We start from the raw sequence: 10,847 nt of genomic DNA, 5'->3' as shown, positions 1-10,847 counted from the left end.
GCCGGGGCGGGGCGGCCGGAGCCGCCGGGTGGGTGACCCGGGGCCGTCGGGGTTCCGGGCGCTGGACGGGTGGTTGGGGTGGCGGCGGGAAGGAGGCGGCGTACTCCTGCCCGCCGCCACGCCGCCCCCACGGCTCCCCTCGGGCCGTCGGGACGGCGGACCGGGGGCGGCTAGCCGCCGTGGTGGTGCTGGTGGTGGCCGCCGCCCTTCGCCGGCAGGTCCTTGATCCGGATGTCGCGGAAGGCGACCTCGTCCCCCTCCCCGTGGTTCTGGATGCCGACGTAGCCCTGCCGCAGGCTGCGCGCCGGGTCCTGGTTGGTGAAGTCGTTGATCTTCACGCCGTTGAGCCAGATCCGCAGCCGCTCGCCCTGCACCCGGATCTCGTACGTGTTCCACTCCCCCGGCGGGTTCAGCGCCGCGTCCCGCTTGGCGAGATCCGCGGACTGGAAGCCGTAGACCGAGCCGGTGGTGTGATCGGGGGTGTCGGTGGCGTCGATCTGCACCTCGTAGCCGTTGTTGACCGCCGACCAGGGGTCGTCGGAGGCCGGGAAGCCGACGAAGACACCGGAGTTGTCGTCGCCCGCCATCTTCCAGTCCAGCTTGAGCGAGTACGCGTGGAGCTCGCGCGCCTGGTACCAGAGCATGCCCATGCCGCCGGTGGAGGTGAGGGTCCCGGACGCGGTGTCGAGGGTGAAGCCGCCGGGGCCCGCCTGCTTCCAGCCGTCCGTCGAGGTGCCGTCGAAGAGCGGGCGGTAGCCCTGCTCGGGGCGGCAGTCGGCATGGGCGGCGCCGGTGGCGTAGCGGATGCCGCCGAGCAGGTGCTGCCGGAAGGCGGGGTCGGCGTAGGACTCCTTGGTGTGGCCGAATCCGGTGTAGAAGGCGCGTCCGCCCCGGTACTCCTGGCACCACGAGATGGGGTGGTCCCCGCCCATCGCGCCGCCCTGGTACGAGGATTCGTCGAGGGTGGCGAGGACCCGCACCCGGTCCCTCGGGTTGGTGCGGTAGTTGTACCACTCATCCGTCCGCTCCCACGTCGGCGCGAGATGCGCGGTCGCGGGGTTGGCCCGGTCCTCGACGTTCACGGTGGCCTGCTGGATCGCGGGGTGGGACTGGAAGTAGGCCCCGGCCAGGCCCTCGTAGAAGGGCCAGTCGTATTCGGTGTCGGCGGCCGCGTGGACCCCGACGTAGCCGCCGCCCGCCCGCACATAGCCCTCGAACGCGGACTGCTGGGCGGTGTCCAGGACGTCACCGGTCGTGGAGAGGAAGACGACGGCGTCGTAGCGGGCGAGGTTATCGGGGGTGAAGGCGGCGCCGTCCTCGGTGGCGTCCACGGCGAAGCCGCTTTGCGCACCGAGTTCCTCGATGGCGGCGACCCCGTCGGGGATCGAGTCATGGCGGAAGCCGGCCGTCTTGGAGAAGACCAGGACCCGGTCGTCGTCGGCGGCGGCCGAGGTGGCGGCCCCGGACGCGGCGGCGGGCAGGGCCGTCAGGGCGAGCAGCAGCGCGGCCCCGACGGCGGCGAGGCGCGCCCCTCGCCGGGAGGGGGTGCCGGAGTCGGGTCCGGAGTCGCGTCCGGAGCCGGGTCCGGAGTCGCGTCTGGAGTGCGGAGAGGTGTGCGGGTGCATATCCGTCGTGCTCCTTCCTCCCGGGCCGGGGGCGGCGCCGCGTACGGCCGCCGCCCCCGGCCCCTGGCGTCAACTCGTCAGCCGGTGCCGATCGTGAAGTCGTCCACGTCGAAGAGCGCTCCCGCACCGCCCTTGAAGACGAGGGACAGCGTGGTGGTACCGGTCGGGGGCTTCCTCAGCGTCGTCTTGACGTCCTGGAAGGTCTCCCAGCCGCCGGTCACCGGCACGGTGACGGTGCCGAGCAGCCGTCCGGTCGGGGAACCGCTGTGGATCTCCAGCGTGCCACCGGCGCCCGCCGAGGAGACCCGTGCGGTGAAGTCCTTGGCGTTGCCCAGCGCATACGGGGCGAAGGAGATCCAGTCCCCGTTCTCGATGTTGCCGACCGTCTTGCCGCCGTTGGCCGGGGTGTGGTTGATCACCGAGACGCCCTGGCCGTCGTCGTAGTGCTCGGCCTGCCGGTGCTTGGGCTGGACGATGGACTGGTCATGGGTGGTCAGCGGCGGCTGGCCGCCCCCGCCGCCGTCGGTGTACTCGGCGTCGAAGACGCCGAAGATGTTGGCGTTGGGGTCGTGCTCCCCGTCCGCGTTGGTCTTGATGGTGCCGGAGCAGCCGTTGGCCGTGGTGACGGGGTGGCCGTGGCTGTCATGGCCGAGGATGTAGGTGACCTTGACCTTGGCGCAGTCGACGGTCCCGTCCTCCGGGTCGGTCACCTTGACCTTGAACGGGACCTCGTCGCCGAAGCTGAAGAGCTGGCCGTCGGCGGGCAGTTGCAGCGTCACCTTGGGCGCGGTGTTGCCCACCGTGAGGTGGACATTGGCGCTGGCGGTGCGACCGGTGGGGTCCTTGACGGTGAGGGTCGCGGTGAAGGTGCCGTTCTTCTTGTAGGTGTGGGTGGGGTTGGTGGCGGCGGAGGTCGTGCCGTCGCCGAAGTCCCAGTTGTAGGCGAGGGTGTCGCCGTCGGCATCCGAGGTGCCCGCCGAGGAGAAGGCGACCTTCATGGGCGCCTTGCCGGAGGTGCGGTCGGCGCTCGCCTCGGCGATGGGCGAGTGGCCGTCGGTGGCGTTCTCGATCCGGTAGAGCGCGGAGTGCTCATCGCCGTTGAAGTAGCCGAGGCCGTAGTCGAGGACGTACAGCGCGCCGTCCGGGCCGAACGCCGAGTCCATGACCTGGGTGCCGGACCACGGGAAGTCGTTGATCTTCTGCACGGCCCCGTCGGCGCCCTGCTCGATCCGCTTGATCCACTGGCGGCCGAACTCCCCCGCGAAGAAGTTCCCGTCGTACGACTCGGGGAACTTCACCGGGGAGTCGAGCGAGGCGTCATAGCGGTAGACCGGCCCGGCCATCGGCGATTCGGAGCCGGAGCCGAACTCGGGCACGGAGTCGTTGTCGTACGGGATCCAGGCGGGCTGGGCGGGCGGCAGATCGGTGAGCCCGGTGTTGTAGCGCGAGGTGTTCTTGGGCGCGGCGCAGTCGAAGGCCGGGCCGGAGGTGCCGGTGGCGAAGTCGTAGTCGCGGTACGGCTTGTTGTCGGCGATGCAGTACGGCCAGCCGTAGTTGCCGGGCTTGGTCACCCGGGCGAACTCGACGGCGCCGCCGGGGCCGCGCTCGGGGTTGGCGGCACCGGCGTCCGGTCCGTAGTCGCCGACGTAGACCGTGCCGGTCGGCTTGTCGACACTGATCCGGAACGGGTTGCGGAAGCCCATCGCGTAGATCTCGGGCCGGGTCTTCTCGGTGCCGGGCGCGAAGAGGTTGCCGTCCGGGACGGTGTACGAGCCGTCGTCGGCCACCTTGATGCGGAGGACCTTGCCGCGCAGGTCGTTGCTGTTGCCCGCGGAGCGCCGGGCGTCATAGGCGGGGTTGCGGTTCTCCCGCTCGTCGATGGGGGTGAAGCCGTCGGAGGCGAACGGGTTGCTGTCGTCGCCGGTGGACAGGTACAGGTTGCCGTCGGCGTCGAAGTCGATGTCCCCGCCGACGTGGCAGCAGATGCCACGGTTCGCGGGGACGTCCAGGACCTTCTTCTCGCTGCCGGTGTTCAGGGTGCCGTCGGCGTCGAGGGTGAAGCGGGAGAGCCGGTTGACGCCGTCGAACTTGGCGAAGTCGGCGGCCGTGCCCTCGTTGGGAGCGTCACCGGCGGGGGTGTCGAGCGGGGGCGCGTAGTAGAGGTAGATGGCGCGGTTGTCGGCGAAGCCGGGGTCGATGCCGACGCCCTGGAGCCCTTCTTCGTCGTGCGAGTAGACCGGCAGCTTGCCGGACACCTTGGTCTCGCCCGTGGCATCGGTCAGCCACAGGGTGCCGTCGCGCGAGGTGTGCAGCACGGAGCGGTCGGGGAGCACGGCGAGCGTCATGGGCTCGCCGGTCTCCTCCACGCCCTTGGCGAGGGTGACCTGCTGGAACTGCTCGGCGGCCGTGGCGGGTTGATCCGCGCCCGCCGGCGGAGCGGTGAGGGCGAGCCCCGCGCCGACGAGCAGGGCGCTTGTGACGAGCGCGAGGGGCCCGCGCAGTCGAAGCCTTTTCCTGTGCACGCTGATCCTCCGTGGAAAGAGGGGGGGGTACGGGCGGGCCGTCAGGCCGCCGTGACTGGCACAGGCGCGCGCCGTCGCGCCGGGATGACCGGTCCGGGGCGAGGGGCCCCTATGTGACCGGTACATCTCAAGGACCGTAGCGGTGTTTGTCCGGTCCGGAAACCCCTTTGACACAAAGTGGCCCCCGCTTCATCCACGGGCAGGACAAAGCTGGGTGGGGGGCGCAAGGGTGCGTCCCCCACCCAGGCGGTCCCCCGCCCAGGGGCCCTTGCGGCGGGTCCTCGATCGCCGGACGGGCCGGGCTACTTCTCCCCGCCTCCGAAGGCCGCGTCGAACGACGCCGTCGGCGGGTCGAAGTCGAAGTGCTTCAGCCGGGCCAGCGCCTCCGGGGCGCCGGTGAGCCGGTCCATCCCGGCGTCCTCCCACTCGACCGACACCGGACCGTCGTAGCCGATCGAGCGCAGCATCCGGAACACGTCCTCCCACGGCACATCGCCATGGCCCGCCGAGACGAAGTCCCAGCCGCGGCGGGGATCGCCCCAGGGCAGATGGGAGCCGAGGCGTCCGTTGCGGCCGTCCAGCCGCTTCCGGGCCTCCTTGCAGTCGACGTGGTAGATCCGGTCCCGGAAGTCCCACAGGAAGCCGACCGGATCCAGGTCCTGCCAGACGAAGTGGCTGGGGTCGAAGTTGAGCCCGAAGGCGGGGCGGTGGCCGACCGCCTCCAGGGCCTGGTGGGTGGTCCAGTAGTCGTAGGCGATCTCGCTGGGGTGCACCTCGTGGGCGAAGCGCACACCCTCGGCGTCGAAGACGTCGAGGATCGGGTTCCAGCGCTCGGCGAAGTCCTGGTAGCCCCGCTCGATCATCCCCGGCACCACCGGCGGGAACATCGCCACCAGATGCCAGATGGAGGAGCCGGTGAAGCCGATGACGGTACGGACGCCGAAGGCGGCCGCCGCGCGGGCGGTGTCGGCCATCTCGGCCGCGGCCCGCTGCCGGACGCCCTCGGCCTCGCCGTCGCCCCAGATCCGGGCGGGCAGGATGGCCTTGTGGCGCTCGTCGATGGGCGAGTCGCACACGGCCTGGCCGACCAGATGGTTGGAGACGGCGAAGCACTTCAGGCCGTACTTCTCCAGCAGGCTGTGGCGCCCGTCCAGATAGCCGGGCTCGCCGAGCGCCCGGTCCACCTCGAAGTGGTCGCCCCAGCAGGCGAGTTCCAGGCCGTCGTAGCCGAAGTCGCGGGCCAGCCGGCAGACCTCCTCGAGCGGAAGGTCGGCCCACTGGCCGGTGAAGAGCGTGAAGGGTCTGGGCATTCCGGCCTCCTGTCTCAGACGGGTACGGGGGTGTAGACGCAGTTCTTCTCCGCGCTCTCCTCGACGGCGGCGAGCACCCGCTGCACCTGAAGCCCGTCCTCGAAGGAGGGCTCGGGGCCGGTCCCCTCGGCGACCGCGAGCACCATGTCCCGCGCCTGGTGGACGAAGGTGTGCTCGTAGCCGAGGGCGTGGCCCGGCGGCCACCACGCGTCCAGGTAGGGGTGCTCGGGCTCGGTCACCAGGATCCGGCGGAAGCCGGAGTCGGCGGCGGGCTCGGTGTGATCGTGGAAGGACAGCTCATTGAGCCGTTCCAGATCGAAGGCGAGCGAGCCGTGATCGCCGTTGAGCTCGATCCTGAGCGAGTTCTTACGGCCCGCGGCGAAGCGGCTGGCCTCGAACGACGCCACGGCACCGGAGCCGAACCGCCCGGTGAACAGCGCCGCGTCATCGACCGTGACCGGTCCGCGCGCCGCCCCGCCCGCCCCGGAGCCGCCGAGCCCCGCCACCGCACCGGCGGGCAGCGGCCGCTCCCGGATGAACGTCTCGGTCAGCGCCGAGACGCCGATCAGCCGCTCCCCGGCCAGATACTGCGCCAGGTCGACGATGTGCGAGCCCAGGTCGCCGAGTGCGCCGGAGCCCGCGTACTCCCGCCGCAGCCGCCACACCAGGGGGAACTCCGGGTCGACGATCCAGTCCTGGAGATAGGTGACCCGTACGTGCCGCAGCACGCCGAGCCGCCCCCGCTCCACCATCCGGCGGGCGTAGGCGATCGCGGGCGCGCGGCGGTAGTTGAAGCCCACCATCGCCACCTGTCCGCGCTCCCGCGCCCGCCGCGCCGCCTCCACCATGGCCTGCGCCTCGGTCACGGAGTTGGCCAGCGGCTTCTCGCACAGCACGTGCTTGCCCGCCTCCAGGGCCGCGATGGCGATCTCGGCATGGCTGTCGCCGGGGGTGCATACATCGACGAGCTGCACATCGTCCCGGGCGATCATCGACCGCCAGTCGGTCTCGGCCGCGGCCCAGCCGTGCCGGTCCGCGGCCGCCCGTACGGCATCCGCGTCGCGTCCGCAGATGGCGGACATCACCGGACGCGCGGGCAGGTCGAAGACACGGCCGACGGTACGCCAGCCCTGGGAGTGTGCGGCGCCCATGAAGGCGTAACCGACCATGCCGACGCCGAGCGTCTTCGCTTCAGGACTTTCCATGGGACTCCTTCTGACGATCGCAAACCGACGCGAAGTGGGGGGTCTGGCCCTGAATCGGGCTAGCTGAATCCCGTGGGGAGGTATTCGTCCACGTTGTCCTTGGTGACGACGGCGGAGTAGAGCGTGAGGGAGGCCGGGATCTCCAGCTCCGCGAGGCCGCCGACGCCCTTGCCCTGGCCGAGCGCGCGGGCGAGGTCGATGGCGGAGGCGGCCATGGTCGGCGGGTAGAGCACGGTGGCCTTCAGCACGGTGTTGCCGGCCTTGATGGCGTCCATGGCGTGCTTGGCACCCGCGCCGCCGACCATGAGGAAGTCATCGCGCCCGGCCTGCTTGATGGCGCGCTCGGCGCCGACGCCCTGGTCGTCGTCGTGGTTCCACAGGGCGTCGAAGTCGGAGTGGGCCTGGAGCAGTTGGGCCATTTTCGACTGGCCCGACTCGACGGTGAACTCCGCGGCCTGGCGGCCGACCTTCTTGATGTTCGGGTAGTTCTTCAGGGCGTCGTTGAAGCCCGCGGTGCGCTGCCGGGTCAGCTCCAGGTTGTCGATTCCCGCCAACTCGATGACCTTGGCGTTCTTCTTGCCCTTGAGCTGCTCGCCGATGTACTGCCCGGCGTTGAAGCCCATGCCGTAGTTGTCGCCGCCGATCCAGCAGCGGTACGCCTGCGGGGAGGCGAAGACGCGGTCGAGGTTGACGACCGGGATGCCCGCCCGCATCGCCTTGAGCCCGACCTGGGTCAGCGCCTTGCCGTCGGCGGGCAGGATGACCAGGACGTCGACCTTCTTGTTGATGAGGGTCTCGATCTGCCCGATCTGCTGGGCGGTGTCGTTGGAGCCCTCGGTGATCTCCAGCGTGACGTCCTTGTACTCCTTGGCGCGCCGCTTGGCCTGCTCGTTGATGGCGTTGAGCCAGCCGTGGTCGGCCTGGGGCCCGGCGAAGCCGACGGTGACCGCCTTACCGGGCTTGTCATTGGCGGTGTTCGCGGCCTGCTTGCTGTTCTCGTCGCTGTCGTTGTTCTCGTTGCTGGTGCACCCGGCGGCGAACAGCGCGCCCGCCGCGGCGGTGCCCAGGAGCAGATTTCTGCGACTGGTGGGAGAGGAGCTCGTGGGGTACCTCATGGCGTCGAACGACCCTTCTGTACCAGGACGGCGGCGACGATGATCGCGCCCTTGGCGATCTGCTGGACATCGCTCTGAAGGTTGTTCAGGGCGAACAGATTGGTGATGGTGGTGAAGACGAGGACGCCGAGGACGGAGCCGGTGATGGTGCCGCGGCCGCCGCTGAGCAGCGTGCCACCGATGATCGCGGCGGCGATGGCGTCGAGTTCGTACAGGTTGCCGTTGGTGTTCTGGCCGGAGCCGGTGAGGACGACCAGCATGAAGGCGGCAACGCCGCAGCACAGCCCGGAGAGCAGATACAGCATCAGCCGCTGCCGTTTGACGTCGATGCCCGCGAGCCGGGCCGCCTCCGCGTTGCCGCCGATGGCGACGGTGCGCCGGCCGAACGTCGTGCGGTTGAGCACCAGCCAGCCGAGGACGGTGACGGCGGCGAAGATGATCACCAGCGGCGGTATGCCGAGCACGTAGGAGTCCGGGAGCCCGAGGTCCAGGACCGGGTTGACGGTGACGACCTGGGTCCTGCCGTCGCTGATCTGTAGGGCGAGCCCGCGGGCGGAGGCGAGCATCGCGAGGGTGGCGATGAACGGGACCATCCCGCCGTACGCGATGAGCACCCCGTTGACCAGTCCGCAGCCGAGCCCCACCAGGACCGCGCAGAGCAGGATGCCGCCGAGCCCGTAGTCCTGGGTGGCGATCGTGGTGGCCCACACCGAGGCGAGGGCGACCATCGCGCCGACCGACAGATCGATGCCGCCGCTGGTGATGACGAAGGTCATGCCGACGGTGACGACACCGATGACGGACGCCTGGGTGAGCACGAGCTGGAGGTTGTCGGTGCTGAGGAACTCGTCGGGCTTGGTGAAGCCGCCGACGATGACCAGCACCGCCAGCACTCCGACAAGGGAGAGATTGCGCAGGTCGGCCAGGCGCCGCAGCCTGCTCAGCGGATCGGTGCCGGTGCGGCCGGCCGGCGGTTTGCCGACCGGACCGGCCGTCAGCGTGGCGCCCGCGCCCGGTACCGGGGCGGGGTCGGCCGGGGGGCTGGACGCCGGCCTGCTCCCGGGTGAGTTCACGACGGGCTCCCTTCCATGACGAGATCGAGGACGCGGTGCTCGTCCAGCTCCCGCGCGGGCGCCGTATGGACGACGCGGCCCTCCCGGAGCACCAGCACCCGGTCGGCGAGGCCCAGGACTTCGGGCAGTTCGCTGGAGACGAGCAGGACGGCCATGCCGTCGTCGGCGAGTCGGCGGATCACGGCGTACAGCTCGGCGCGGGCGCCGACGTCCACCCCGCGCGTCGGCTCGTCCAGCAGCAGCACCCGGCAGCCGCGCAGCAGCCAGCGGGCCAGTACGGCCTTTTGCTGATTGCCGCCGGACAGGGTGCGCACCGGCCGCTCCGGGTCGTCGGGGTGCAGCGAGAGATCGCGTACGCACTGGCGGGCCGCCGCCCGCTCCGCGCCGCGGTCCACCCATCCGGCGCGCGAGAAGCGGGGCAGCGAGGAGACCGAGACATTGCGGGTGACGGACTCCAGCATCAGCAGCGCCTGGGCCTTGCGCTCCTCGGGGGCGAGCCCGAGCCCCGCGCGCACGGCGGCGGACACGCTGCCGGGGCGCAGCGGGCGGCCGTCCACCAGGACCCGGCCCGAGGTGGGGCGGCGGGCGCCGTAGACGGTCTCCAGGATCTCGGACCGCCCGGAGCCGACGAGTCCGGCGAGCCCCACGATCTCGCCGGGCGCCACTTCGAGGTCGATCGGCTCGAACTCCCCCGCCCTGGCGAGGTGTTCCAGCCGCAGCACGGGCGTGGCGGTGGCGAGCGGAGGGGCCGTGGTGCGGCGCGGGAACGCGTACTCCACGTCCCGGCCCGTCATCAGGGCCACGACCTCGCGGGTCGGGGTGGTGCGGGCGTCCAGTCCGCGGGCGGCGGCGCGGCCGTCCTTGAGCACGGTGACGCGGTCGCCGATCCGGCGGATCTCCTCCAGCCGGTGCGAGATGTACACGACGGCGACCCCGGCGGCGGTGAGATCGCCGACGATGCGGAAGAGGTTGTCGACCTCGTCGGGGTCGAGGGCCGCGGACGGCTCGTCCATCACGATCAACTGGACGTCGTGGGAGAGCGCGCGAGCCATCGAGACGATCTGCTGCCCGGCCGCGGACAGCTCCCCGACCAGCCGCCCCGGGTCGATCTCGGGGTGGCCCAGCCGGGTCAGGAGCGCGGCGGTGGCGGTGCGGGCCGCACGGGAGCGGACGAAACCGGCGGTGGCCATCTCATGGCCGAGGAAGACGTTCTCGGCGACGGACAGCCCCTCCACCAGGTCGAGTTCCTGGTAGATGGTGGCGATCCCCAGGCGCATGGCGGCGATGGGCGACTTGAGGGTGACCGGTGTGCCCCGCCAGAGGATCTCGCCGCTGTCGGGCTGATGCGCCCCGGCGATCACCTTGATGAGGGTGGACTTGCCGGCGCCGTTCTGGCCGAGCAGACAGTGCACCTCGCCCGCTTCGACATCGAGGTCGACGCCGTCCAGGGCCCGTACGCCGGGGAAGGACTTGGTGATCGCGGACATGGTGAGGAGCGGGCGCGGGTCGGGTGGTGCCGGTGCCATGGCTGGCCTCCTCGGCGGGTTCGCTCGATGCGGTGCGGGGTCGCTGGGCGTGCCGGAGCCGCTGCGGGGGCGCGGCGGGGCTGGGGCTGGGGCTGGGTGGGGCTGAGTGGTGCGGCTCGGTGATGCGGCTCGGTGGTGCCGGTGGTGCGGCTCGGTGGTGCCGGTCGTGCGGCTCGTCCTCGGCGTGGCGTACGTCGAGGGGCGGTGCGGATGCCGTGCTGCTGCGCTGTGCCGAGGTGCGGACCGGCCGTGGCCGGGCGGGATCGGGCCGTCAGGCCGTCACCCCTGGGCGGGATCGGGCCGTCAAGCCATCAGGCCGTCAAGCCATCAGGCCGTCAGGCCGTCAGGCCGTCAGGCCGTCAGGCCGTCAGGCCGTCAGGCCGTCAGGCCGTCAGGCCGGGGAGAAGAGGTGGTCGCTGATCAGGCGGGCCGCGCCGGTGACCCCGGCGGCCGGGCCGAGTTCGCCCAGCA

Annotated in this window: 7 protein-coding genes and 1 pseudogene; all 8 read right to left on the bottom strand. The window is 71.3% G+C overall.

Features of this window, described 5'->3' with window-relative positions; all coding sequences use genetic code 11:
- Positions 1–170: 170 nt before the first annotated feature.
- Positions 171–1,625 carry a ThuA domain-containing protein gene (locus KN815_RS34165; protein WP_216345727.1) on the bottom strand — a complete coding sequence of 485 codons (1,455 nt, stop codon included), beginning with the start codon at positions 1,623–1,625 and terminating at the stop codon, positions 171–173.
- A gap of 77 nt (positions 1,626–1,702) precedes the next feature.
- Entirely contained in the window at positions 1,703–4,147 is a 2,445-nt protein-coding gene (locus tag KN815_RS34160) for a carbohydrate-binding protein (RefSeq protein WP_253209410.1), read from the bottom strand.
- Between the two features lie 302 nt (positions 4,148–4,449).
- Complete coding sequence (locus KN815_RS34155) at positions 4,450–5,457, bottom strand: sugar phosphate isomerase/epimerase family protein (protein ID WP_216345725.1); 1,008 nt, start codon at positions 5,455–5,457, stop codon at positions 4,450–4,452.
- A gap of 14 nt (positions 5,458–5,471) precedes the next feature.
- On the bottom strand, positions 5,472–6,662 hold the full coding sequence (locus tag KN815_RS34150) for a Gfo/Idh/MocA family protein (protein WP_216345724.1): 1,191 nt from the start codon (positions 6,660–6,662) through the stop codon (positions 5,472–5,474).
- Between the two features lie 59 nt (positions 6,663–6,721).
- Positions 6,722–7,777 carry a substrate-binding domain-containing protein gene (locus KN815_RS34145; protein ID WP_216345723.1) on the bottom strand — a complete coding sequence of 352 codons (1,056 nt, stop codon included), beginning with the start codon at positions 7,775–7,777 and terminating at the stop codon, positions 6,722–6,724.
- Positions 7,774–8,850, bottom strand: a complete 1,077-nt coding sequence (locus KN815_RS34140; protein WP_216345722.1) for an ABC transporter permease — start codon at positions 8,848–8,850, stop codon at positions 7,774–7,776. Before KN815_RS34140 ends, KN815_RS34145 begins: the two co-directional genes overlap by 4 nt.
- Positions 8,847–10,376 carry a sugar ABC transporter ATP-binding protein gene (locus tag KN815_RS34135; RefSeq protein ID WP_216345721.1) on the bottom strand — a complete coding sequence of 510 codons (1,530 nt, stop codon included), beginning with the start codon at positions 10,374–10,376 and terminating at the stop codon, positions 8,847–8,849. The genes KN815_RS34140 and KN815_RS34135 overlap by 4 nt, the downstream gene beginning before the upstream one ends.
- Positions 10,377–10,767: 391 nt before the next feature.
- A pseudogene (locus KN815_RS34130) lies at positions 10,768–10,847 on the bottom strand (ROK family transcriptional regulator); the annotation flags it as partial.

The organism is Streptomyces niphimycinicus, assembly GCF_018883605.1.
GTDB lineage: Bacteria > Actinomycetota > Actinomycetes > Streptomycetales > Streptomycetaceae > Streptomyces > Streptomyces niphimycinicus.
This window is presented reverse-complemented; position numbering and strand designations above follow the sequence as displayed.

Coding starts and splice junctions, on each gene's coding strand:
- KN815_RS34145 (WP_216345723.1), bottom strand. CDS start 7,777: ATGAGGTACCCCACGAGCTCCTCTCCCACCAGTCGCAGAAATCTGCTC.
- KN815_RS34135 (WP_216345721.1), bottom strand. CDS start 10,376: ATGGCACCGGCACCACCCGACCCGCGCCCGCTCCTCACCATGTCCGCG.
- KN815_RS34165 (WP_216345727.1), bottom strand. CDS start 1,625: ATGCACCCGCACACCTCTCCGCACTCCAGACGCGACTCCGGACCCGGC.
- KN815_RS34150 (WP_216345724.1), bottom strand. CDS start 6,662: ATGGAAAGTCCTGAAGCGAAGACGCTCGGCGTCGGCATGGTCGGTTAC.
- KN815_RS34155 (WP_216345725.1), bottom strand. CDS start 5,457: ATGCCCAGACCCTTCACGCTCTTCACCGGCCAGTGGGCCGACCTTCCG.